This is a genomic window from Streptacidiphilus sp. MAP12-16, assembly GCF_041262165.1.
Classification (GTDB): domain Bacteria; phylum Actinomycetota; class Actinomycetes; order Streptomycetales; family Streptomycetaceae; genus Streptacidiphilus.
Genome location: NZ_JBGCBY010000015.1, coordinates 1 through 24,149, shown reverse-complemented (window position 1 = coordinate 24,149; position 24,149 = coordinate 1). Strand labels below are relative to the sequence as shown.

General features: G+C 70.5%; 20 protein-coding genes. 12 read left to right on the top strand and 8 right to left on the bottom strand.

The window, feature by feature from the left end; translation table 11 throughout:
• Positions 1-40: 40 nt before the first annotated feature.
• Positions 41-1,045: an adenosyl-hopene transferase HpnH gene (gene hpnH / locus ABIA33_RS20725; protein ID WP_370083835.1), complete on the top strand. Its 1,005-nt coding sequence runs from the start codon at positions 41-43 to the stop codon at positions 1,043-1,045.
• A gap of 230 nt (positions 1,046-1,275) precedes the next feature.
• Positions 1,276-2,061, top strand: a complete 786-nt coding sequence (locus ABIA33_RS20720) for a hypothetical protein (RefSeq protein ID WP_370083962.1) — start codon at positions 1,276-1,278, stop codon at positions 2,059-2,061.
• A gap of 23 nt (positions 2,062-2,084) precedes the next feature.
• Here the strand turns inward: ABIA33_RS20720 and ABIA33_RS20715 are convergent, their stop codons facing one another.
• Positions 2,085-3,689 carry an MDR family MFS transporter gene (locus ABIA33_RS20715; RefSeq protein ID WP_370083834.1) on the bottom strand — a complete coding sequence of 535 codons (1,605 nt, stop codon included), beginning with the start codon at positions 3,687-3,689 and terminating at the stop codon, positions 2,085-2,087.
• Between the two features lie 333 nt (positions 3,690-4,022).
• Here ABIA33_RS20715 and ABIA33_RS20710 point away from each other — a divergent pair, with 333 nt between their 5' ends.
• A complete protein-coding gene (locus ABIA33_RS20710; RefSeq protein ID WP_370083833.1) occupies positions 4,023-4,892 on the top strand; it encodes a TrmB family transcriptional regulator in 870 nt (289 codons plus the stop codon).
• 16 nt (positions 4,893-4,908) lie between these two features.
• Here the strand turns inward: ABIA33_RS20710 and ABIA33_RS20705 are convergent, their stop codons facing one another.
• The 3 genes from ABIA33_RS20705 to ABIA33_RS20695 all read right to left on the bottom strand — a co-directional run bounded on the left by ABIA33_RS20705 (position 4,909) and on the right by ABIA33_RS20695 (position 8,379).
• A complete protein-coding gene (locus tag ABIA33_RS20705) occupies positions 4,909-6,627 on the bottom strand; it encodes an AMP-binding protein (protein ID WP_370083832.1) in 1,719 nt (572 codons plus the stop codon).
• Between the two features lie 164 nt (positions 6,628-6,791).
• A complete protein-coding gene (locus ABIA33_RS20700; protein ID WP_370083831.1) occupies positions 6,792-7,574 on the bottom strand; it encodes a lytic transglycosylase domain-containing protein in 783 nt (260 codons plus the stop codon).
• 556 nt (positions 7,575-8,130) lie between these two features.
• Positions 8,131-8,379: a hypothetical protein gene (locus tag ABIA33_RS20695; protein WP_370083830.1), complete on the bottom strand. Its 249-nt coding sequence runs from the start codon at positions 8,377-8,379 to the stop codon at positions 8,131-8,133.
• Positions 8,380-8,656: 277 nt separating this feature from the next.
• Here ABIA33_RS20695 and ABIA33_RS20690 point away from each other — a divergent pair, with 277 nt between their 5' ends.
• A complete protein-coding gene (locus ABIA33_RS20690) occupies positions 8,657-9,889 on the top strand; it encodes an ROK family protein (protein WP_370083829.1) in 1,233 nt (410 codons plus the stop codon).
• 66 nt (positions 9,890-9,955) lie between these two features.
• On the opposite strand, the gene ABIA33_RS20685 is transcribed toward ABIA33_RS20690, so the two are convergent.
• Together ABIA33_RS20685 and ABIA33_RS20680 are read right to left on the bottom strand one after the other, a co-directional pair.
• Positions 9,956-10,858, bottom strand: coding sequence for a MarR family winged helix-turn-helix transcriptional regulator (locus tag ABIA33_RS20685; RefSeq protein ID WP_370083828.1), 903 nt, complete (start codon positions 10,856-10,858; stop codon positions 9,956-9,958).
• A gap of 341 nt (positions 10,859-11,199) precedes the next feature.
• Positions 11,200-11,763, bottom strand: coding sequence for a TetR/AcrR family transcriptional regulator (locus ABIA33_RS20680; protein WP_370083961.1), 564 nt, complete (start codon positions 11,761-11,763; stop codon positions 11,200-11,202).
• A 278-nt stretch (positions 11,764-12,041) separates the two neighbouring features.
• Between ABIA33_RS20680 and ABIA33_RS20675 the strand changes: the two genes are divergently transcribed.
• From ABIA33_RS20675 to ABIA33_RS20640, 8 genes are all read left to right on the top strand, one after another.
• Positions 12,042-13,118 (top strand): phosphotransferase family protein, encoded by a 1,077-nt coding sequence (locus tag ABIA33_RS20675; protein ID WP_370083827.1) that lies wholly within the window; start codon positions 12,042-12,044, stop codon positions 13,116-13,118.
• Positions 13,118-14,371, top strand: a complete 1,254-nt coding sequence (locus ABIA33_RS20670; protein WP_370083826.1) for an acyl-CoA dehydrogenase family protein — start codon at positions 13,118-13,120, stop codon at positions 14,369-14,371. The genes ABIA33_RS20675 and ABIA33_RS20670 overlap by 1 nt, the downstream gene beginning before the upstream one ends.
• A gap of 39 nt (positions 14,372-14,410) precedes the next feature.
• Positions 14,411-15,172 (top strand): 3-oxoacyl-ACP reductase FabG, encoded by a 762-nt coding sequence (gene fabG, locus ABIA33_RS20665; RefSeq protein WP_370083825.1) that lies wholly within the window; start codon positions 14,411-14,413, stop codon positions 15,170-15,172.
• A 130-nt stretch (positions 15,173-15,302) separates the two neighbouring features.
• On the top strand, positions 15,303-16,511 hold the full coding sequence (locus tag ABIA33_RS20660) for an acyl-CoA dehydrogenase family protein (protein ID WP_370083824.1): 1,209 nt from the start codon (positions 15,303-15,305) through the stop codon (positions 16,509-16,511).
• Positions 16,490-17,635, top strand: coding sequence for an acyl-CoA dehydrogenase family protein (locus tag ABIA33_RS20655; RefSeq protein ID WP_370083823.1), 1,146 nt, complete (start codon positions 16,490-16,492; stop codon positions 17,633-17,635). The genes ABIA33_RS20660 and ABIA33_RS20655 overlap by 22 nt, the downstream gene beginning before the upstream one ends.
• 48 nt (positions 17,636-17,683) lie before the next feature.
• Positions 17,684-18,433: an SDR family oxidoreductase gene (locus tag ABIA33_RS20650; protein ID WP_370083822.1), complete on the top strand. Its 750-nt coding sequence runs from the start codon at positions 17,684-17,686 to the stop codon at positions 18,431-18,433.
• A gap of 390 nt (positions 18,434-18,823) precedes the next feature.
• Positions 18,824-19,708 (top strand): phosphatase PAP2 family protein, encoded by an 885-nt coding sequence (locus ABIA33_RS20645; protein ID WP_370083821.1) that lies wholly within the window; start codon positions 18,824-18,826, stop codon positions 19,706-19,708.
• 477 nt (positions 19,709-20,185) lie between these two features.
• Entirely contained in the window at positions 20,186-20,560 is a 375-nt protein-coding gene (locus ABIA33_RS20640; protein ID WP_370083820.1) for a hypothetical protein, read from the top strand.
• Positions 20,561-20,625: 65 nt separating this feature from the next.
• Here the strand turns inward: ABIA33_RS20640 and ABIA33_RS20635 are convergent, their stop codons facing one another.
• Together ABIA33_RS20635 and dxs are read right to left on the bottom strand one after the other, a co-directional pair.
• On the bottom strand, positions 20,626-22,041 hold the full coding sequence (locus ABIA33_RS20635; RefSeq protein WP_370083819.1) for an aspartate aminotransferase family protein: 1,416 nt from the start codon (positions 22,039-22,041) through the stop codon (positions 20,626-20,628).
• Positions 22,031-23,983, bottom strand: coding sequence for a 1-deoxy-D-xylulose-5-phosphate synthase (gene dxs / locus ABIA33_RS20630; RefSeq protein WP_370083818.1), 1,953 nt, complete (start codon positions 23,981-23,983; stop codon positions 22,031-22,033). The genes ABIA33_RS20635 and dxs overlap by 11 nt, the downstream gene beginning before the upstream one ends.
• Between the last annotated feature and the right edge of the window lie 166 nt (positions 23,984-24,149).

Sequence of the window (24,149 nt, the reverse complement as noted above, 5' to 3'; positions counted from 1 at the left end):
GGCCACAATCCTGCGGCCCGGGGGAACGGAGACATGGATCATGGGACTCCCACTTAATCTGACCGTCAAGATGGGCACGTACCTCCTCAAGCAGAAGCTCCTTCGGCGGAAGAAGTTCCCGCTGATCGTGGAGGTCGAACCACTCTTCGCCTGCAACCTCGCCTGCGCCGGCTGTGGCAAGATCCAGCACCCGGCAAGCGTTCTGAAGCAACGGATGCCGGTCGAGCAGGTCGTCAACGCCGTCATGGAGGCAGGTGCACCGATGGTGTCCCTCGCCGGTGGCGAGCCGTTGATGCATCCGCAGATCGACGAGATGACCCGGGCTCTGCTGGCCAAGGGCAAGTTCGTGGTGCTCTGCACCAACGCCGTGCTCCTGCCCAAGCACCTGCACAAGTTCAAGCCGCACCGCAACTTCGCCTGGATGGTCCACATCGACGGGCTGCGCGAGCGGCACGACGAGTCGGTGAGCAAGGTCGGTGTCTTCGACCAGGCCGTCGAGGCGATCAAGCAGGCCAAGGCGGCGGGATTCGCCGTCTACACCAACTCGACCTTCTTCAACAACGACAGCCCGCAGGACGTCATCGAGGTGCTGCAGTACCTCAACGACGACCTCAAGGTCGACCGGATGCAGATCTCCCCCGGATACGCCTACGAGAAGGCCCCCGACCAGGACCGCTTCCTGGGCGTCGAGCAGACCCGGGCGATGTTCAAGAAGGCCTTCGCGGACGGCCGCCGGAAGGGCTGGCGGCTCAACCACTCGGCCCTCTACCTGGACTTCCTCGAAGGCAAGGTGGACTTCGAGTGCACTCCGTGGGCGATTCCCTCGTACTCGCTCAAGGGGTGGCAGAAGCCCTGCTACCTGATGGCCGACGGCTACGTGGAGACCTACCAGGAACTGCTGGACACCACCGACTGGGACGCCTACGGGCGCGGCAAGGACCCGCGCTGCGACAACTGCATGGCGCACTGCGGCTACGAGCCGACAGCCGTGCTGGCGACCATGGGCTCGCTCAAGGAGAGCCTGCGGGCGCTGACGGCGGGCTGAGTCCCGCCCCCCGATCCGACCCACGGTCCCGACTGCTGCGACAACCCCGCAGCGGCCGGGACCGTCGCCGTTCCCGGCCATTCCCGGCCGGTCCTGGCCGGAGCGGGACTTCCAGGTCAGCCCTAGCACTTTCCGCCACCGCGTCACTACGATGAGCCGACTTCCGGAGCCGACCGAGTTCGACAGGTTTCGACGAGGCTTCGACGGGAGCTCGACATTCGAGAGGAGGGATTCCGGTGGAGGACACGCAGGTGGACGAGAGCGCGTTCTACGTGCTCAGCGCGTTGCTGCTGACCCCGGGCCAGTTCCCCAGCGTGCTCGGGGACGACTACCCCGCCGCCTGCGCCGAGCTCGAGCTCGAACCCTGGGCCGACGGCTACGGGCTGCTCTTCGGACAGGACGCTGCCGGAGCCAGGTGGACGGTCGTGTCGGACGACGCCGCGCTGGTCGCCTGCGCCATCGCCGCCTGGGACTGCGGAATGGCCTACGACCTGACCCCGCCCGAGCGCACCGTGGTGGACTCGTTCCCCGGCTGGCCGCTGGCGCTGTCCGTGAGCACCCCCGGACTCCCCGAGCCGCACGATCCTCCCGCCGACGAGAGCGAGCACGCACTGCTCAGCCCACCGGACCCGGACTCCTGGGGCCCGGCTCAGCGACGGCTGGGAGCGGACGAGATCGCCAAGCAGTGGTCGGTGTGGCGGGAGCAGGTCGGCGCCAAGGTGCAGTTCGACTCCACTGGCGGGACACCGTCCGAGCCGGTGGCCCGGGTCCTCGCCGAGGCGCGCGAGTACACCCGCACTCCCCCGCCCGCGGGGCGCATCCGCTCCGCCCCGGCCGCCGACGACGCCCGGCTGGTACGGGCGGACGGCCCCGGCTGGAGCCTGGCCGCCCGTACCGACGACATCGCGCTGCTGCTGCTGGACGACAGGCCGGGCGAGATCCTGCCGATCGGCCGAGGGCCGGAGCTGCCCGCGCTGCTCCATGCCCTCGACCGGATGGCCCGCGCCTCCAGCTGACGCCGCACTGACGGACGCGCCCGTCAGTGCGCGGGAACCGCCGCGGCGGCAGCCCCGTCCGCGCTGCCCAGCGGCTTCTCCTTGAGGACCAGGGCGAAGACGAAGGCGATCGCGATGAAGGGCACGCCCGCCAGGAAGAGGTCACCGATGGCGTGCGCGAAGGCCGCCGTGACGTGCTCCTTCACCGGCGCGGGCAGGTGCTGGATGGCCTGGACGTTGTTGGCGTCCAGCTTGCCGCCGCCACCGCCTGAGCCGCCCGCCGAGCCCGCGAACTCCTGCTTCATGTAGTGGGCCAGGCGGCTGGTCAGCACCGTGCCGAAGATCGCGGTACCGATCGAGGCCCCGATCTGCCGGAAGAACGTCGCCGAGGCCGTCGCCACGCCCATGTCGCGGAAGTCCACCGAGTTCTGGATGGCCGTGACCAGCGTCTGCATGGTCAGGCCCAGGCCCGCGCCGAACCCGAAGGCGTACAGCGCGACCTGCCAGTACGGCGTGGTGTTGCTGAGCGTGCTGAGCAGCACCAGCGAGCCGATGATCACCAGCGAGCCCGCGATCGGGTAGATCCGGTACTTCCCGGTCTTCGCCATGATCCGGCCCGAGGTGATGGCAGTGGCCATGATCCCGGCGACGGCGGGCAGCATGCCGAGGCCCGACTTGGTGGCGGACATGCCCTGGACCGCCTGCAGGTACACCGGCAGGTAGATGATGCCGCCGAACATCGCGAACCCGGCGAAGAAACCGAAGCCGTTGCCGACCGAGAAGATCGGGTTGCGGAACAGCCGCATCGGCAGGATCGGCTCGGCCGCCCGCCGCTCGATCAGCACGAAACCGACGGTGAGCAGGATCGAGCCGCCGAGCAGCAGCAGGCCCTGCCAGGAGACCCAGCCGTACGCGGTGCCCGCCCAGTTCAGGTAGAGCAGCAGGCTGGTGACACCGGTGACGATCGCCGCCGATCCCAGGTAGTCGATCGAGTGCTCACGGCGGTTGACCGGGAGCTTGAGCGCGAACGAGCAGACCACCAGAGCGCCGAAGCCGATCGGCAGGTTGATGTAGAAGATCCAGCGCCAGCCGATGCTGTCGGTGAACCAGCCGCCGAGCAGCGGTCCGGCCACGCTGGACAGGCCGAAGACCGCGCCCATCAGACCCTGGTAGCGGCCGCGCTCGCGCGGGGGTATGACGTCGCCGATGATCGCGAAGGCCAGCGACATCAGCCCGCCGCCGCCGATGCCCTGGACCGCGCGGAAGGCGATGAGCTCGCCCATGTTCTGACTGAGGCCGGCCAGCGCGGAGCCGATCAGGAAGACCACGATCGCGGACTGGAAGATGATCCGGCGCCCGTAGAGGTCGGAGATCTTGCCCCAGAGCGGGGTGGCGGCCGTGGAGGTCAGCAGGTACGCGGTGACGACCCAGGAGAGCTTGTCGATGCCACCGAGCTGGCTGACGATCGTCGGCAGGGCGGTCCCCACGATGCTCTGGTCGAGGGCGGCGAGCAGCATCCCGGCCATGAGGCCACCCATGACCACCATGATCTGCTTGTGGCTCAGGTAGTTGGGGCCGTCAGTGGTGACTGCGGGTTCGGGCGGGGTCGATGACGGGTCGGTCGCTGTGTCGACCGGGATTTCGGACATGGCGGCTGGCTCCAGGGTGGTTCACCGTACGGTGCTCGGATCTGAGCAGGGGGGAACCGTATCGCGCAGCTCTGACAATCCGGCGGGCGGGGCTAGCCGTACGGCAGGTAAGCGGCCGCGACGACGCCGAAACCGATGTGATCGCACGTTTCACCTCCCAGCCTTCCAAGGACATGACAAAATAGCGAATCTGACACCCCGTAGAGTGGTGGCCAGCGTGACGAAGATAGCGAACGCCGGACGGCCCCACAAGAACCCCACCGGAAACCTGTGTAAGCCAGCACGTGGACATGGCTTGCCAAAGCGGGGACCTTCGCCGCTACGGTGCCTCCTATGCAAACGGACGACAGGCGCGCTGCGGATCTCGAAGAGCTCGGCCTCACCAATTACGAGGCACGGGTCTATCTCGCACTGATCCGCCGCGACGTCTTCACGGCGGCCGAGGTCGCCCGAGAAGCCCAGGTCCCACGCCAGCGGGTGTACGACGTACTGGAGGGCCTCACCCGGCGCCAGCTCGCGGTGCTCCACCCCGGACGGGTGGCCGGCTACTCGGCGGTCGCCCCGGAGATCGCCGTGGACCGCCTGATGGAGCAGCAGCGCCGCTCGCTGGGACGGCTGGAACGCCTCTCGGACGAGCTTGCCCGCGAGCTGCTGCCGACCTGGGACAGCGGGCGCACCCACACCGATCCGCTGGACTACGTCGAGGTGCTGCGCGACGCGGCGGACATCAGCGACCGCTTCGCGCGGATCCAGTCGGAGGCCGAGCGGGAGCTCTTGAGCTTCTCCCGGCCGCCATGGGTGAACCCGCCCGCGGAGAACGTCGCCGGGATCGAGGCATCCGCGCGACTGCACGCGGCGGGTCGGACGGTCCGCTCGCTCTACAGCCGGGACGTGCTGGACGACCCGGAGGTGCTGGCCGTGGTGCGGCAGTTCGTCGACGTCGGCGAGGAGATCAGGATCGCCGACTCGCTGCCGCTGAAGCTGGTGATCGCCGACGGCTCGACGGTGCTGTGCGACATGCCGGACCCGGTGGAGCGCACCGGTGCGACCACCTCGCTGGTGATCCGCCACCCCTCGCTGGCGGCGACGCTGCGGCTCGCCTTCCAGAGCGTCTGGGACGAGTCCCCCACCCTGGAGGAGGCCCTGAAGGTGCACGACACGTCGGCGCCGGAGCAGGAGGAGTCGGCGGACCAGGTGGAGTAGCCGGAGCGGGCCGGGGTCAGGCCTGCTCGTCCCGCAGCACCCGTCGGAGCACCTTGCCGAGCAGGTTGCGCGGCAGCGGGTCCGACCGGAACTCCACGATCTTGGGAACCTTGTACCCCGTCAGCCGTTCGGCGCAGTAGGCGATCAGCGCGCCCTCGGTCAGCCGGGAGCCCTCCCTGACGATGACGCACGCCTTCACCGTCTCGCCCCGGTAGGCGTCCGGCACGCCGACCACGGCGGCCTCGGCCACAGCGGGGTGCGCCAGCAACACGTCCTCGATCTCGCTGGGGAACACGGAGAAGCCGCTGGCTATGATCACGTCGCGCTTGCGGTCGATGACGGTCACATAGCCGTCGGGGCTCATCACGGCGATGTCGCCGGTGAACAGCCAGCCGTCGTGGAGCATCCGCGCGCTGTCCTCGCGCTCATGCCAGTAGCCGGCGAAGACCTGCGGCCCACGGACCGTCAACTCGCCAGCCACACCCGGCAGTTGCTCCCGGGTCGGATCGTCCTCGTCCACCACGCGGACCTCGGTTCCGGGGAGCGGGATGCCGACCGTGCCGGGGCGGGCGTTGGCGTTCAGCGGGTTGGCCAGGACCACGGGGGACGCCTCGCTCAGGCCGTAGCCCTCGACCAGGTGAGCCCCGGTCAGCCCCTGGAACTGGTCCACGGTCTCCGGCTCGAGACGCATCGCACCGGAGATGCAGTAGCGCACCGAGCGCAGCCCGCGCAGCTGACCCGCACCCCGGTCCCGCCCTTCCTTCATCAGCGCCTGGTACATCGGCGGCACGCCGGGGAACAGCGTGGGCCGCCGGCGCCGCAGCGCCTGCACGACCAGCCCGACCTCGAAGGTCGGCAGCAGCACGGTCCTGGCCCCGGCCAGCGAGGCCACGGTGAGGCACATCGTCATTCCGTAGACATGAAACATCGGTAGCACCCCGAGCAGGGTCTCCCGCCCCTGCCGGAGCTGCGGGTACCAGGCCCGGACCTGGTGGGCGTTGGCGACCAGGTTGCGATGGGTCAGCATGGCGCCCTTGGGTGTGCCGGTGGTGCCCCCGGTGTACTGGAGCACGGCCACCGCCGTGCGCGGGCTCACCGGCCCGGCTCCGGCGGCGGCACTGCGCGGGCCGCGCGCGACCCTGGCGAAGGGGACGGCACGTGCGCCCTCCGGCAGACCGGGGCGCAGCCTCGTCCGCAGCTCCCGGGCCCTGGCGAGGGGCAGCCGCAGCAGCAGTCGCGAGTGGAGCGGCAGTGCGTCCGCGAGAGAGGTGGTCACGATCTCGCGCAGCCCGGTCCGTCCGCGGGCCGCGTCCACCACCGCGAAGGCTCCGTCGTGCACCACGGCGACCGTGGCGCCGGAGTCGTTCAGCTGGTGCGCGAGCTCCGACTCCGTGTAGAGCGGGTTGGTGGGCACCACGATCGCGCCCAGGCGGAGCACGGCATAGAAGGCGATCACATACTGCGGGCAGTTGGGCAGCACCAGGGCGACCCGGGCGCCGCGGTGGACGCCGAGTGCGGCCAGTCCCCCGGCGAAGCGGTCGACGGCCCTGCGCAGGGCACGGTAGCTGGTCTTCCGGCCGAAGAAGACCAGCGCGGTGCGCCGCCCGTGCCGCTGCGCAGCCTCATCGAGCAGCGCAGTGACCGGAACGTTCGGGATGCTGACCTTGTGCGGCACTCCGGCCGCGTAGAAGCGGTGCCAGGGACGAGCCGTCCCGGTCCTGTCGGTCGTCGCCACCTGGCCACGCCTTTCCGCTGCTGACGTCCGGTCTCACAGATTGTCGAGATCGTGGCAGCGCATTCGGGCATCTGTCCAGAGGCGGGTACGACTCGGAGCCGCCAACCGCTTGCGCGGTGACGGCTCCGAGTCAGGTGTCGCTGAGTGCTACCGGATACTGACGATCAGTACCAGTTGTGCGCCTGCCAGAACGACCAGGCGGCGTTCGGGCTGCCGTAGCGGGAGTTCATGTAGTCCAGGGCCCAGCGGATCTGCGTGGTGGCGCTGGTCTGCCAGTCGGCACCGGCCGAGGCCATCTTGCTGCCGGGCAGGGCCTGGCCCAGGCCGTAGGCGCCGGACGACGGGTTGGTGGCGTTGACGTTCCAGCCGCTCTCGTGGGAGATGATCTGGTCGAAGGACGCGAGCTGGTCGGCGGGGACGATCTGTGCGGCTATGGACTGCGGCGAACCGGTCAGGGCGGTGCGGACCTGGGAGCGCGAGGCGGCAGCGGCCTGGTTGGCGGCGGCGCGGGCGGCGGCGGCCCTGTCAGCAGCAGCCTTGTCGGCGGCGGCCTGATCAGCGGCGGCCTTCGCCGCGGCGGCGCGGTCGGCAGCGGCCTTGTCGGCGGCGGCCTTGGCGGCAGCAGCCTTCGCCGCGGCGGCCTTGGCGGCCGCGGCCTTGGCTGCGGCAGCCTTGTCAGCTGCGGCCTTGGCAGCGGCAGCCTTGTCGGCCGCTGCCTTGGCGGCGGCAGCCTTCTGCGCCGCGGCGGTCGAGGCGGAGGCGGACGCGGAAGCCTGCGCGACCTGAACCTTGGCGAGGGCGTCGGCCTGGGAGACGACGGCCGCGTTGGGGCCGGCGGTGGACGACTCGGCTACGGCGACGCCGGCCACGGCGAGACCGGCAACAGAAGCTGCGGCGACAATGGCGACGGTGCGCTTTCGCAGGCTGAGAGCACGCTTGTGGAGCATGGGGAGAAGACCTCAATCGGCTGGCTAGGCGGCTGGCCGACTGGGTCCGCAGGACGGGACAGGTGCCCTGCGAAGCCGGTTCAGCGCCTGGGGCACCCCGGTTTCGGTTGGTGCCGGATGAAGGCGGCCCCACTGCGATCAGCGGGGCCGCCGTGACGACTGCGCCATTCTTAGCCCGTCGTCGCGCCAGCTCCAAGGCCCCGTCTACTACGCTCCTCCGTAGTGAAGCAGTGTTCGCCACAGGCATGGAGACGCCGCGGCTACCCGCCCCTCAGGGTCCCAAACCATTCGGGCGAAATTCTTCGAAATCCGCCCACACCCGCGTGAGCAGGCCGTAAGCCCCATCGGACCCGAGGTCATACCTCAGGAGGATGAGGGCACCGCCCACAAGGCCGAGACACGGCCCGGGCATAAGGAATGGATCAACTACCGAGCCTCGTGGACGCGCCGACCGGTGTGGCGGGGCTCACTCCGGAGCGGCGATTCGGACCCGATTCGAGGGGAACCGCCCGGGTCCGCTCACACGTCTGCGCGCCCGTTCAGCTCCGATCGCGGTTCAGCGCCGATCGCGGTTGCGGCGGACGAGCCAGCCGAACACGGTTCCTGCCGCCAGCACCACGGCCAGCACCAGCCAGAGCGGCGAGCTGACCGTGGAGAGCCCCCAGAGGTGCATCGTCACGGAGGCGGTGTTCATCAGGATGAACCAGACGACGAGGATTGCGACGACGACGATGCCGATCGTCCGGGAACTGACCGACATGCCGCCGAACCTGCGGGGGCCTGACCCCTCGCTGTTCTTGGCCATGACCTCATTGTCCGCAGCGACGCTTCTACCCGCCCACTGAACTATCGCAAACCCCCATATACAGGGTGCAGACGAAGGCGTTGGTGGTGCGTGGGGTGTAGACAGCAGAGGCTGATTAAGTTAAGTATCTTTACTTAGATGTCAAGGGCCTCCCGTCGCAGGTCGCGGATCGAGAACCGGCAGTAGCCTGCGTCAGTCACGGCGGCAACGGCCGCATACAGTGATCACTTCAAGCCACCAGGACAGATCGCGCGACCGGAGAGGTACACGAGGCAGGATGACCGAGCACCTCGCCGACCAGCAGCAGGCCGACCAGCGGTGGAACCGCCAGCGTCTGCGCAGCAACAACGAGTGGCTGCTCCTCGAACGGCTGCGCACCGCTGGGCCCGCCTCACGGGCGCAGCTCGCGCGCGACTCCGGCCTGTCCAAGCCGACTGTTTCCACCGCGCTCGCCGCGCTCGAGCAGGCCCGGCTGGTCCGCGAGGCCGGGACGGTGGCCCCCGACCGAGGCCGGATCGCCGTGCTGTACGAGGCCGACCCCAACGCCGGGCACGTGCTCGGCATCGACATCGGCCGGGCCTGGCTCCGCCTCGCGGTCGCCGATCTGGCCGGTACCGTCGTCGCCCGCGTCGACGTACCCAACCGGGGGCGCAGCAGCACCGCCGTGGCGGAGGCCGTGGTCGCCGCCGCCGGGCGGGTGACCGCGGAGGCAGGCCTGGCGCAGGCCGACATCGTCGAGGCCGTGGTGGGTACGCCTGGCGTCTTCGACGAGCGGTCCGGACGGGTCCGCTACGCGGTCAACCTGCCGGGGTGGGGACGGTCCGGACTCTTCGACGGGATCCGCCAGGGCCTGGGCACATCGCTCGCCGTCCACAACGACGCCAATCTGGCCGCCCTCGGCGAGTACTCCTTCGGCGCGGGGACGGGCAGCAAGCTCTTCGTCTACGTGCTGATCGGGACCGGCCTCGGCATGGGCGTCGTCGCCGACGGCGAGCTCTTCCGCGGCGCTCACGGCGCGGCCGGCGAGATCGGCTTCCTGCCGCTGATCACCAGCCCGATGCCAGGCAGCGAGGAACCGGTCGGGGACGCGACCCCGCGCCGGGGGATGCTGGAGGACGCGGTCTCGGCGGACGCCGTGGTCCGGGCCGCACGAGGGCTGGGCATGACCGGGCCGCTCACGGCCAAACGGGTGTTCGAGGCCGCCAGGCTCGGCTCCGCCCCCGCCGTGGCTGCCGTCCAGCAGGAGGCGGTGCGCCTGGCGCATGTGGTGGCGGCGGTGTCCTCGGTCCTCGACCCGGACCTGGTGGTGCTCGGCGGTGGCGTCGGGCACAGCGCCGACCTGCTGCTGACCACCGTGGAGGAGACGCTGCACCGGCTCACCCCGCTGCGCCCGAAGGTCGCGCCGAGCGCGCTGGGCGAGGACGCCGTCCTGCTGGGCGCGATCGCCACGGCGCTGCGGACCGCCCGTCCACTGGTGTTCGACCGGCGGACGGGCGACGCGGAGGGATGAGGGCGGCGCGAGCCTGTCCCCTATTACCGAGCTTGTCCCCTATTACTTATTACTCTGCCGCTGCTACTACTCCGCCGCTGCCGGCTGCCCCTCGGAGAGGCGGGCGACCACCGAGAGCAGCTCGACGACCCGCTCGCGCTCGGTCGGGTCCAGCGGAGCGAGGAGCTGGTTCTGCACCTCGGCGACGCCCGCGCGGACCTGGTCCAGCAGCTGGGTGCCGGCAGGGGACAGCGCCAGCAGGTTGCGACGGCCGTCGGCGGGATCCCGGCGGCGAAGCACCAGACCACGCCGCACCAGGCGGCTGACCAGCTCGGCCATCGTCGCCTTGTCCAGCGACGCCCGCTCCCCCACCGTGCGCTGGTCGATCCCCGGCTCCTCCGCGAGTGCCGCGAGCACCGCGTGCTGCGGAGCGGTCAGCTCGCCGGAGGCGTGCTCCGTCCAGAGCCGGGTGTGGACCTGCTGGGCGACCCGGATCAGGTAGCCGACGACGCGGGGGGCGTCCAGGATCGGCCTGGCCTCAACCATCGTCTCCAGCGCCATGTCCTCCATCCGGGCCATCCGGGAGAGGGAGGTCATCAGCTCGCAGCGCTGCGGCTCGGTCAGGGGTTCCAGGAGCTGCTGCTGCACGCGGGCCACGCCCGGCGAGACGTCGCCGACGACCTGGGTGCCGAGCGGCGACAGGGTGAGCAGCTTGCGGCGGCCGTCGGCGGGGTCCCGGCGGCGAAGCACCAGACCACGCCGCACCAGGCGGCCGACCATCTCGGCCATCGTCGCCTTGTCCAGCGACGCCCGCTCCCCCACCGTGCGCTGGTCGGCGCCGGGCTCGACGGCGAGCGCGACCAGAGCGGCGTACTGCGGGGCGGTGAGCTCGTGCCCGACGTGTTCCGACCAGAGCCGGGTGTGCACCTGCTGGGCTATCCGGATGAGTTGTCCGGGTGACTGGGAAAGGCGGAGCGGAGCACCCGTCATGTCGATATCCCCCAGCACCATTGATAACCGTCCCGTCTTACGCCTTCGCGCGGCCCTTTGTCTGAGGAACGCGCGGCTTGGCAGCGGCGTACCCGCGTCCCGCGGACCCCGAGTCGGAGCTGTGAGTGCGAGGAGGTTTCACCGAGCAGCCGACGGCTGCTGGCGCACACTATACAAACCAACCGAAGCCAGACGACATGCCCTTCGGACCTGCGGCCTAATCGTGATCCAGGACGGTCGTTCCCGGTCGAAACCAATCATTCCAGCGGGTTTTCGCCGCCTCTGGCGAGGACGCGTCAAGGTGTTTCGGGGGCGTTTCTGGCGGCGCGTCAGGAGAAGGGTCAGGAGACGTCGAGGCCGCGCAGCAGGAGATCCGCGAAGGTCTCGCCGATCGATTCCGGGGTGAGTTCGCCGTCGGCGTGGTACCAGCTGCCGAGGTGGTGCACCCCGCCGAAGAACTGGTACGCCGCGAGGTCCGCCGACACGTCGGCGCGCAGCACTCCCTCGGCCTGGCCCTGCTCGATCAGCGCGCGGAACCGCTCGTGGTAGCGCCTGCGCTCGGCGCGCACCTCGGCGAGCCGCTGCTGCGGCAGCATGTGCATGGACCGCCAGGACACCATGGCGTCGTCCAGATTCTCCAGGGTGCTGACCACGACGTCCGCGGCGGCGGCGCGGAGCCGCGCGCGCACCGGCTGGTCCGCGTCGGCGATTGCCGCGAGCCGGGCGGACTGGACCGCGAGCAGCCGGGTGTAGACCTGCTGCAGCAGGTCGTCCTTGGACGCGTAGTAGTGGTACATCGCGCCCTTGGTGACACCGGCTCGCTCGACGATCTCCTGGACGGAGGTCAGCGCGAAGCCGCGTTCGGCGAAGAGCCGGCTGGCGGCGGTGAGCAGGCGCTCCTGCACCGGGGCGGGCTCCGGCTCGTCCGCGCCGGAGGCGGCGGAGTCGGCGTCGGGATCGCCGTCGAGGCGGGCGACCGGCTCGCGGCCGAGCGGTCCCGGCAGGACCGTGACGCGACTGCCCCGGCTTCCGACGGCTCTGCGTGCTGCTGCGGCCACGTGCGTCCCCTCGGCTTCGATCGGATGTGTCACGACCCACCCTAGCCGACATACCTACCAGTCGGTATGGTGGCGGCGTCGGCGTCACAGCCCCACTGTGCCGCATCCCGAGCCAGGAGGTCTGCATGCCCGAGCAATCGCCCGAGCAACCCGGGGCCCGGCCCTCCGGGGCACCGCATCCGCCCGGCCTGGACCTGGACCGCCTGCGCGACCACCTCGCGCAGGCCCACCCCGGTCTGGTCGACGGACCGCTCGCGGCCGAGCTGATCTCCGGCGGCAAGTCCAACCTGACCTACACCCTGCACGACGCCAGCCACCGCTGGGTGCTGCGCCGGCCGCCGCTGGGCCACGTGCTGGCGACCGCGCACGACATGTCCCGCGAGTACCGGGTGATCGCCGCGCTGGCGGGTTCCCTGGTACCGGTCCCGGGCGTGCACCTGCTCTGCACAGACGCGGAGGTGCTGGGCGCGCCCTTCTATCTGATGGACGAGGTCGAGGGCCGGGTCTACCGGACCGCCGAGGATTCGGCCGGCCTCGGCCGCGAGCGCGCCCGCGCCCTGTCCTACCGGCTCATCGACGTCCTCGCCGAACTGCACGCGATCGACCCGGCCACGGTCGGGCTCGCCGACTTCGGCCGTCCCGACGGCTACCTGCAGCGCCAGGTCGCCCGCTGGTTCCGCCAGTTCGAGGCCTCCCGCAGCCGGGAGATCCCGGGCATGGACGAGCTGCAGCAGCGGCTGGGCCAGGGCATCCCCGCGAGTCAGCGGGCCACCATCGTGCACGGCGACTACCGTCTGGACAACACGGTCGTCGCGGCCGACGACACTATCGCCGCCGTCCTGGACTGGGAGATGGCGACGCTCGGCGACCCGCTCGCCGACGTCGGCCTGATGAAGGTGTACTGGGACATCGCCGGGGAGATGCCGGGCAACCCGGTCACCCAGGCCGTCAACCCGGCTGCCGGATTCCCCCGAATGGATGAACTGGTGGAGCACTACGCCACCCGCACCGGCCTGGATCTCACCCCCCTGCCCTGGTACACGGCCTTCGCCGCCTACAAGCTCGCCGTCATCGCCGAGGGCATCCACTACCGCTACACCCAGGGCAAGACCGTCGGCGAGGGCTTCGCGCACCTGGGCGCGCTGGTTCCACCGCTGGTCGCCTCGGCCCTGGAGACCCTGCTCAAGCTGGAGGCGCACTGATGGACTTCCTGTACGACGACCGCACGCGCGAGCTGCAGGAGCGGCTGCTCGCCTTCATGGACGAGACGATCTACCCCGCCGAGGCCGTCCACGCGGAGCAGCTCGCCGCGGCGAAGGACGAGTGGTCCCGCCCGCCGATCATGGCCGAGCTGAAGGCGGAGGCGCACCGGCGCGGGCTCTGGAACCTCTTCTTTGTAGACCAGCACAGCCTTCCGAATGCCGAGCACGGCGCGGGCCTGACCAACCTCCAGTACGCGCCGCTCGCCGAGATCACCGGCCGCAGCCCGCACCTCGCGCCCGAGGCGCTCAACTGCGCCGCCCCCGACACCGGCAACATGGAGGTGCTCGCCGAGTTCGGCACGCCGGAGCAGCAGAAGCGCTGGCTGGCCCCGCTGCTGGAAGGCGAGATCCGCTCGGCCTTCTGCATGACCGAGCCCGAGGTCGCCTCCTCCGACGCCGCCAATATCGCCACCCGGATCGAGCGCGACGGCGACCAGTACGTGATCAACGGCCGCAAGTGGTGGTCCTCCGGCGCGATGAGCCCCAGCTGCGAGATCCTCATCGTGATGGGCCGCAGCGACCCGAGTGCCGCGAAGCACCGCCAGCAGAGCATGATCCTGGTCCCGCGGGACACCCCCGGCGTCGACATCCGTCGCGGCATGAACGTCTTCGGTTACACCGACGGCGCGCACGGCGGCCACGCCGAGATCGTGTTCACCGACGTGCGCGTCCCCGCCGAGAACCTGATCGCCGGAGAGGGCGAGGGCTTCGCCATCGCCCAGGCCCGGCTCGGCCCCGGCCGGATCCACCACTGCATGCGGCTGATCGGCATGGCCGAGCGCGGGGTCGAGCTGATGTGCCGTCGGGCCGTGTCCCGTACGGCCTTCGGCAAGCCGCTGGCCGAGCAGGGCGTGGTCCAGGAGTGGATCGCCGAGTCGCGGGTCCGGATCGAGCAGCTGCGGCTGCTGGTGCTCAAGACCGCCTGGCTGATGGACACGGTGGGCAACAAGGGCGCGCACAGCGAGATCCAGGCCATCAAGATCGCGACCCCGGCGACCGTCGAGTGGATCCTCGACAAGGCGATCCAGGCCCACGGCGCGGGCGGCCTCTCCCAGGACTTCCCGCTGGCACAGCTGTGGGCCCAGGCCCGCACCCTGCGTTTCGCGGACGGCCCGGACGAGGTGCACCGCCGCTCGCTGGCCCGGCGCGAACTGAAGCCGTACCTGGCTGCCGCGGCCGCACAGACCAACTGACGTCCCCTCAACCACCAGACCGAAGGAATGACAGCAACCATGACTGACCAGACCTCCCGCGTAGCCATCGTCACCGGCGCCGCACGCGGCATCGGCGCCGCCACCGCGATCCGCCTCGCCGCCGACGGCTTCGCCGTGGCCGTGGTGGACCTGGAGGAGTCCGCGGGCAAGGACACCGTCGAGAAGATCACCGCCGCCGGTGGCCGCGCCCTCGCCGTGGGCGCGGACGTCAGCAACGCCGAGCAGGTCGCGGCCGCCGTCGAGCGGGTCGTCGCCGAGCTCGGCGCGCCGACCGTGCTGGTCAACAACGCGGGCGTGCTTCGCGACAACCTGCTGTTCAAGATGTCCGAGCTGGACTGGGACACCGTCATGAACGTGCACCTCAAGGGCGCGTTCCTGATGGCCAAGGCCGTGCAGAAGCACATGGTGGACGCGGGCTACGGACGCATCGTCAACCTCTCGTCCTCCTCGGCCCTCGGCAACCGCGGCCAGGCCAACTACTCCGCCGCCAAGGCCGGTCTGCAGGGCTTCACCAAGACCCTGGCCAAGGAGCTCGGCAAGTTCGGTGTCACCGCCAACGCCGTCGCCCCCGGTTTCATCGCCACCGACATGACCGCGCACACCGCCGCGCGCGTCGGAATGAGCTTCGAGGACTTCAAGGCCGCCGCCGCGACGCAGATCCCGGTCGCCCGCGTCGGCGTCCCGGAGGACATCGCGCACACGGTGTCCTTCCTGGTCAGCGAGGGTGCCGGCTTCGTCTCCGGCCAGGTGGTCTACGTCGCGGGCGGGCCGCTCGACTAGAGCCCGTCCGGCCGAGCACCGACCAACGACCTGCCGGTGCGCCGCGTCCGCCGCGGCGCACCGGCGACAGCCCACCTCGGAGCAAGTCTTCGAGCGCTCCCCCTGCTCACTGTCGAGAGGGCTTTACTCCATGAGCACCGCACATCCCGAGGCCACGGCCTGGACCGCCGACGGCCTGCGCACCGCCGTCCGCGAGCTGCTGGCCGCGCACGACCCCGCGAGCACCCCCACCGCCGAGTTCCTGGGCGCCCGCTACGACGCCGGGCTGGCCTGGATCCACTTCCCGGTCGGCCTGGGCGGCCTCGGCGCGCCCCGCTCGCTGCAGCAGCTCGTCAACGAGGAGTTCGCCGCCGCCGGAGCGCCCACCCTGGACCCGGGACGCCACGGCATCGGCCTGGGCATGGCCGCGCCGACCCTGCTCGCCTTCGGCGACGACGACATCCGCAGCCGCTTCCTGCGCCCGCTGTGGACCGGCGAGGAGGTGTGGTGCCAACTGTTCAGCGAGCCCGGCGCGGGCTCCGACCTCGCGGCGCTCGGCACCCGTGCCGTCCGCGACGGCGACTCCTGGGTGGTGGACGGGCAGAAGGTCTGGACCTCGCTGGCGCACGAGGCGCACTGGGCGATCCTGGTCACCCGTACCGACCCGACCGTGCCCAAGCACGCGGGCATGACCTACTTCATCTGCGACATGACCGCGCCCGGGGTCGAGGTCCGCCCGCTGCGGCAGGCCACCGGCGAGGCCGAGTTCAACGAGGTCTTCCTGACCGGGGTACGCATCCCCGACGCGCACCGGCTCGGCGAGGTCGGCAACGGCTGGCGAGTCGCCCAGACCACCCTGATGAACGAGCGCGTCGCCATCGGCGGCCACGCCGAGCCGCGCGAGGGAGGGCTGATCGGCCTGCTGACCCGGACCTGGCGCGAGCGCCCCGACCTGCGCACCCCCGGACTGCACGACGCCCTGCTGCGGCTGTGGGTGGACGCCGAGGCCGCGCGCCTCACCGGCGAGCGGCTGCGCCAGCAACTCGCCGCCGGACAGCCGGGCCCCGAGGGCTCGGCCGCGAAGCTCGCGTACGCCCGGCTGAACCAGCAGATCTCGGGTCTGGAGCTGGAACTGCTCGGCGCGGAGGGCCTGACCTACGACGACTGGACCTTCCGGCGTCCCTCCAACCCCTCGATGGAGGGCGGCTCGCCCGGCTACCGCTACCTGCGGGCCAAGGGCAACTCGATCGAGGGCGGCACCTCGGAGATCCTCCGCAACATCATCGCCGAGCGGGTGCTCGGACTCCCCCAGGAGATCCGGGTCGACAAGGACGTCGCATGGAAGGACCTGCCGAAGTGAGCCCCACAGTGACCCCCACCGACGAAGCACCGGACCTGCAGTACTCCGAGGTCGAGCAGGAGCTGCGGATCCATGTCCGGGCGCTGCTCGCCGCCCGCGCCCCTCAGTCCGAGACCCTCGCCCGCACCGAGAGCGAGCAGCCGGTCGACACCGCGCTGTGGCGGGCGCTCGGCGCCGAACTGGGCGTCACCGGCCTGGCCGTGCCCGAGAAATCCGGCGGCGCCGGCGCGAGCTGGCGCGAGACCGCCGTGGTGCTGGAGGAGCTGGGCCGCGCCGTCGCCCCCGTCCCCTTCTTCGGCAGCGCGGTGCTGGCGACGGCGGCGCTGCTGGCGGCCGACGAGACCGTGCTGCTGCCGCAGGTCGCCTCAGGCGCCCGCGTCGCGGCGCTGGCCGTGCGCTTCGCGACCGCTCCGGGTGCCGCCTTCCCGGCCGACGTCGAGGTACGGGACGGCCTGCTGTACGGCCGCGTACGCCTGGTCGCTGACGCGCGGACCGCGGACGTCCTGCTCGTGCCCGCGCTGGCCGGCGGCCGTCCGGCTCTGCTTGCCGTCGAGGAGTTCACGGCCACGCCCGTGACCAGCCTGGACATGACCAGGCCGCTGGCCGATCTGGCCTTCGCCGGCGCTCCCGGCAGGCTGGTCGCCGAGGGCGACGAGGCCGTCGGCGCCCTGGACGCGGCGCTGACCACCGGTGCCGCCCTGCTCGCCTCCGAGCAGCTCGGCGTCGCCGAGTGGGCCCTGGAGACGACCGTCGCGTATGTGAAGGAGCGTCACCAGTTCGGCCGGCCGGTGGGCTCGTTCCAAGCCGTGAAGCACCGGCTCGCGGACCTCTGGGTCTCGGTGGCCCAGCTGCGCGCCGTGGCCCGCTACGCAGCGGATGCGGTCGCCGGCGGCTCCCCCGACGCGAAGGTCGCGGCGGCGCTCGCGCAGGCCTTCGCCTCGCAGGTCACCGTCGCCGCCACCGAGGACGCGGTGCAGCTGCACGGCGGCATCGGCTTCACCTGGGAGCACCCGGCACACCTCTATCTCAAGCGGGCCAAGAGCGCCTCCATCGCGCTCGGCACCGCCGACCGGCACCGAGCAGCTCTGGCGGGCCTCGTCGACCTCCCCTCCCCCACCCTCTGACCTCCCCCAGCCTCTGACCTCCCCCACCCTCTGAGGAGTACCAGCACCATGACGGACAACGAGAAGGTCGCACTGGTCACCGGCGCCAGCCGGGGCATCGGGCTCGCGGTGGCGCAGGCGCTGGTCGCCCGGGGCGAGCGCGTGGTGATCACCGGCCGCGACGCGGCCAGCCTGGAGCAGGCCGTCGAGCAGCTCGGCGGACCGGAGCACGCGCTCGGCATCGCCGGCAAGAGCCACGACGAGGCCCACCGCGCCGAGGTCGTGGACCGCGCGATGGAGCGCTTCGGCCGGATCGACAACCTGGTCAACAACGTCGGCACCAATCCGGTCTTCGGCCCGATGGTCGACCTCGACCTGTCTGCTGCACGGAAGATCCTGGACATCAACCTGGTGTCGACGCTCGGCTGGGTCCAGCTGGTCCACAAGGCGTCGCTGCGCGAGCGCGGCGGGGCGATCGTCAACGTCTCCTCGGTCAGCGGCCTCGGTCCGGCCCCCGGCATCGGCATGTACGGCGCGAGCAAGGCGGCGCTGATCCAGCTCACCCAGCAGCTCGCGTACGAGCTGGCGCCGTCGGTGCGGGTGAACGCCGTGGCCCCGGCCGTGGTGCGGACCAAGTTCGCCGAGGCCCTGTTCGCGGGACACGAGGAGCAGGTGGCGGCCACCTACCCGCTGAAGCGGCTCGGCGTCCCCGAGGACGTGGGCGGGGCGGTCGCCTTCCTGCTGTCCGACCAGGCCTCCTGGATCACGGGGCAGACCCTGGTACTCGACGGCGGTGTGACGCTCGGCGGCTTCGCCTGAGCAAGCGGACTTTCGGGGGAATTACCGGGATTCCCCCGAGGGTCCTCATAAAGGCCAGGAAAAGGCGAGGAATATGGCCGGGAAAGGCGCACGAATTCGGATGGCCAGCAATTCGAAACCGGCGTCCAGGGGATTCTCATGGAGTTCTTACCAATATCGAAAAGTCGGAACTCCTGCTCGGCTCTCGCCGCTGATGCCCGCAACGCTGCCGGTCAAACCTGCGCCGGGCGAAGAATGATCCATGTCACGTCCTGCCGCAGCGAAATCGGAACGCCTCTCCCCGCCCACTCGGATCACTTATCTCGAACCGACGAGCGACCAGGTCACATGGTTATTACGAACAACAACTAGTCGCCGACCCCCACAGCCGAACACTGTAACGTCGAAGGGGTGCGTAGCCAGAGGAAAGAGGTCGCCCTACTAGAGCGCCCGCAGACGACAGCACCGAGGCGGCCCGCCGAGCGAGAACTCAGGTGGCCGCCGCTGAGCCGTACCCACCGACTGCTCTTCGTCTCAACCGCCGTGTTCTACCTGGCGGTGATCCTCGCGGTGCTCACCACCTCACGCATGGTCTCCCTCGACTGGTCCGTGATGATGTTCAAGCCCTACGAGCACTGGCCCGCGTTCCAGTCCTTCCTGAACGTCTACGTCATAGCCGGCCAGCGCGGCCCCTCCGCCATCGTGGTCTCGATCTGGCTGGCCTGGCGCTGCTGGCGGTCAAGGAGCATGCGGCCGCTGCTGGTTCTGGGAGTCTCCCTGGTGCTGCTCAACATGTCCGTCGGCGCGGTGAAGATCGGAATGGGGCGCCTCGGCCCGCACTACGCCCACGTGCCGGGCGCGAGCGAGATCTTCCAGGGCGGCGGCATATTTCCCTCGGGCCACACCGCCAACGCGGTGGTGACCTGGGGCGTCATGGCCTACCTCGCGGTCCGTTGGCGCCGGTCCGGCGCCGTGGCCGCCGGCTTCATGGGCATCACGGTGGGCCTCACCACGCTCTACCTCGGTACGCACTGGGTCACCGACGTGCTCGCGGGCTGGGCCGCCGGGGCCCTGGTCCTGCTGGCCCTGCCGCTCTTCGAGCCCGTGGTCGCCAGCGCCGACGAGCGGCTGCAGGCCGCCTGGGCCACCCGCCGCTTCTGGCGCGGGAAGGCGGACGCGCCGGTCGCCCCCGCGCCCACCCATGGCCCCGTGCCGTCCCCCCGCTCGACCTCTCGCCCGGACTCCGAACGCCGACCGGTCGCCTTCTCCACGCCGCGCGCCGAGTCCGCCGGCTGACTCCGCCCGCTGACCCGATTCGTGTTACCTGGGTCACCTTCCGGGCGCCCGAACCGTGGACACGGAGCATGGCGTTCGTCACTTCCGAGGCGCTCCCGGAGCTGCTGTCGCAGCGTCTCTTTCCGGCCCCATTCAGCGGTTGCGCACCGGCCTTCCCATGTTCCGGGGCGCTTCGCGGCTTTGGCTGATCGGCTTTTTCCGTGCGGCCTCGGAGGCCGTGTTCCCCCGGGCGGGACTCCGTCGAATGATCTCGCTCTTACCTCTCCCTCGATGGCCCGTCAGGCCTCATCTCCGCTTAATCCTCAGCCTGAAGCGACCAGAAAAGATCATCCGGCAATCGACTTCAGCCGCCCCGCAGCCGCCTCCTGATCACTTTCGACCAAGCGGCATGTGCCGCTTCCGGGGACTCCTAGGGTCCTGAGTGCAGGGACCACGAACGGTCCCCTTGTCGGAACCCGTTCAGGAGGATGTCCGGACATGCCGAACATGGAGACCGCACTCAAGGAAGCCATGGCCATCGAGGGGGCCATCGGCGTTGCGATCGTCGACTACAGCAGCGGCCTGGCCCTCGGATCGCTCAGCTCGACGAAGGAGTTGGACCTCAACGTCGCGGCCGCGGGGAACACCGACGTGGTCCGCGCCAAGATGCGGACCATGGAGATGCTCAATCTTCACAATGAGACCATCGAGGACATCCTGATCACGCTCACCAACCAGTACCACCTGATCCGGCCGCTGACGCGGCAGGGCAGCAAGGGCATCTTCCTCTACCTCGCCCTGGACCGGACCCGCGCCAACCTGGCGCTGGCGCGGCACCGGATCCGTCAGATCGAGGAGCACCTCGAGGTGTGAGCGAGGTCTGAGCAGGGGCTGCCGGGATCCGGTTCTGCCAGGATCCGGCCGGGCCTCCGGGCCTCCTACCGGTTGGCCACCGCCTGCTTGATGAGCGTCTTCCCGAAGTCCCGCATCAGACCGGTGCCGCTGTGCGCCTCGTCCATGATCTCGGTGAACGCCTCGACAAAGCGGTCCACCTCGCGCTCGCCGATGGTCAGCGGCGGGATCAGCTTGATGACCTCGAGGTGGTCGCCCGAGACCTGGGTGAGGATGCGGTGCCGTTGCATCAGCGGAACCACGACCATCTGCGCGAACAACCCCTTGCGGGCGGCCTGCAGCGCGGTCCAGCCGGTTCGCAGCCGCAGCGACTGCGGGCGGCCGAACTCGATGCCGATCATGAGCCCTCGGCCGCGCACGTCGGCCAGCATCTCGTACTTGGGCTTCAGTTCGGTGAGTCGCTCGCGAAAGAGGTCGCCGACGCGGCGGGAGTTCGCCACCACCTGCTCGTCCTCCATGACGTGCAGGGTGGCGAGCCCCGCCGCCATCGCCTGGGCGTTGGAGCCGAAGCTGGCCGAGTGCACCAGCACCCGGTCCATCGAGGAGTACACCTTCTCGAAGATCCACTCCTTGCCGAGGGTCGCACCCACCGGAACGTAGCCACCGGAGAGCGCCTTGGCCAGGCACACGAGATCGGGCTCCACCCCGGCCTCGTGCTGGTAGGCGAAGAAGTCGCCGGTGCGGCCGACCCCGGTCTGCACCTCGTCGGCGATCAGCAGCGCCTTGTGACGGTGCAGCAGGTCCTGGGCCGCCTTCAGGTAGCCCGGCGGGGTCGCGTGCACGCCCTTGCCCTGGATCGGCTCTACGATCAGGGCCGCGACGTCGCCCTGCTTCAGTTCCCGCTCCAGCGCCCCGAGGTCGCCCAGCGGCAGCAGGGTGTCGGGCAGCAGCGGTGCGAAGCCCTTGCGGAAGCCCTCCTCGCCGTTGACCGACAGCGAGCCCGTGGTGAGCCCGTGGAAGGCGTGGTCGAAGTACAGGACGCGGCGCCTGCCGGTGGCGTAGCGAGCGAACTTCAGGGCGGTCTCGACCGCCTCGGTGCCGCTGTTGCCGAAGAAGACCCGGTCTAGGTGCGGGGCGTAGGACAGCAGCTTCTCGGCGAGCAGACCCGGCAGCGGCTGGCAGTCGAAGCGGGTGAGGTCGGCCAGCTCCAGGTCCATCACCTGGTGCAGCGCCTGCCGCACCACCGGGTGGTGCCGCCCCAGGGCGAAGATGCCGAAGCCGGCGAGCATGTCCAGGTAGTCGTTGCCCTCGGCGTCGTAGAAGTAGGCGCCCTTGGCCCGCTCGTAGACCTTGTCGAAGCCGATGGTGTGCAGCATCCGGGGCAGCTGGTGGTTGAGATAGGAACTGTGCAGCTGGTAGCGCTCCGCGCCGCGCTCCGCCAGCAGCGCCGCGATGTCGAAGGGGGTCGTCGCCTTCTCGGTTGCTCGGCTCTCAGATTCCACGCGTTGGTTCCCCTCCGGTAAAGCCGCTCGGCACGGCTGCCTCCTGCTGCTGCCCGAGGCCGACGGCCTTCGCGAATCCCGCCGTCTGCGCGGCGATCCCGGGGCCGGTGAGTCCGAGCTCGTCCAGGATCTCACTGCGTGAGGCGTGCGCCAGGAACTCCTGCGGGATGCCCAGTTGCCGGGTCGGCACGTCGATCTCGGCGTCGCGCAGGGACTGGGCGACACATGCGCCGACGCCGCCCACCCGGCCACCGTCCTCGACGGTGACGACCAGGCGGTGGCGGGCGGCGAGCTCGGTCAGCGCGGGGTCGACCGGCTTGACCCAGCGCGGGTCGACGACGGTGGCGGTCAGACCGTCGGCGGTCAGCAGCGCGGCGGCGTCCAGGCAGGCCGGGGCCATGGTGCCCACGGCGACCAGCAGGACGTCCGGCGCGGTGCCCTGCGCCGCCGTGCGCAGCAGTACGTCGACACCGCCGAGGCGTTCGACGGCGGGGATCGGCGGACCGACCTCGGCCTTGGGGAAGCGGACCACGGTCGGGGCGTCGTCGACGTCCAGGGCCTCGCGGAGCAGCGCGCGGAGCTGGTCGGCGTCGCGCGGCGCGGCGAGCCGCAGGCCGGGGACGACCTGCAGGATCGACATGTCCCACATGCCGTTGTGGCTGGCCCCGTCGGTGCCGGTGACCCCGGCGCGGTCCAGCACGAAGGTCACCCCGCACCGGTGCAGCGCCACATCCATCAGCACCTGGTCGAAGGCCCGGTTCAGGAACGTCGCGTACACGGCCACGACCGGGTGCAGCCCGCCGGTGGCAAGTCCCGCCGCGCTCACGGTCGCGTGCTGCTCGGCGATCCCGACGTCGAAGATCCGCTCCGGGAACTCCTTGGCGAACTTCCCCAGGCCGACCGGCTGGAGCATCGCGGCGGTGATGGCGACGATGTCGGGGCGCTCGCGTCCGAGCTCCACCAACTCGTTGCCGAACACCGAGGTCCAGGAGATCCCACTGGAGGGCCGCAGCGGTTCGCAGGTGATCGGGTCGATCGCGCCGACCTGGTGGAAGTGGTCGGCCTCGTCCAGCTCCGCCGGGCGGTAGCCGCGGCCCTTCTCGGTGAGGCAGTGCACGATGACCGGGCCGCCGAAGCCCTTGGCGCGCTTCAGCGCGGACTCCAGGGCCGGCTCGTCGTGGCCGTCGATGGGGCCGATGTACTTCAGGCCCAGGTCCTCGAACATGCCCTGCGGGGCGATGAAGTCCTTGAAGCCCTTCTTGGCGCCGTGCAGTGCCTCGTAGAGCGGGGCACCCACTCCGGGGGTGCGCTGGAGGGTCTCCTTGCCCCAGGACAGGAACCGCTCGTAGCCCTGGGTGGTGCGCAGCGTGGCGAGGTGGTTGGCGAGGCCGCCGATGGTCGGCGCGTAGGAGCGCTCGTTGTCGTTGACCACGATGATCAGCGGGCGGTTCCGGGCTTCGGCGATGTTGTTCAGCGCCTCCCAGGCCATGCCGCCGGTCAGCGCACCGTCGCCGATCACCGCGACCACGCGGTGGTCACCGCGTCCCTGGAGCTGGTTCGCCTTCGCCAGCCCGTCGGCGTAGCCGAGGACGGTCGAGGCGTGCGAGTTCTCGATCACGTCGTGTTCGGACTCGGCCCGCGAGGGGTAGCCGGACAGCCCGCCTCTGGCCTTGAGGCGGGTGAAGTCCTGACGACCGGTGAGCAGCTTGTGCACGTAGCTCTGGTGGCCGGTGTCGAAGAGCACGCGGTCGGTGGGCGAGTCGAAGACCCGGTGCAGCGCGATGGTGAGTTCCACGACGCCCAGGTTGGGACCGAGATGGCCGCCCGTTCGGGTGACGGCTTCGATCAGGAAGTCCCGGATCTCGTCCGCGAGGCGGGGAAGCTCGTCGGCGGGCAGCCGTCTCAGATCGGCGGGGCCTTGAATGGACTCCAGTAGGGACATGGGATCACCTTCTGTTCCGCAGTAGGGCAGGAGGCCGGGTCGGCCCCGGGACGTCAGCTGACGGCGACGGAGGGTGCGCCGGAGGCGACGCCCTCGTCCTGCATCTGCTCGGCCAGCTTCAACGCCTCCTCGATCAGCGTCTCCACGATCTTCGACTCCGGCACCG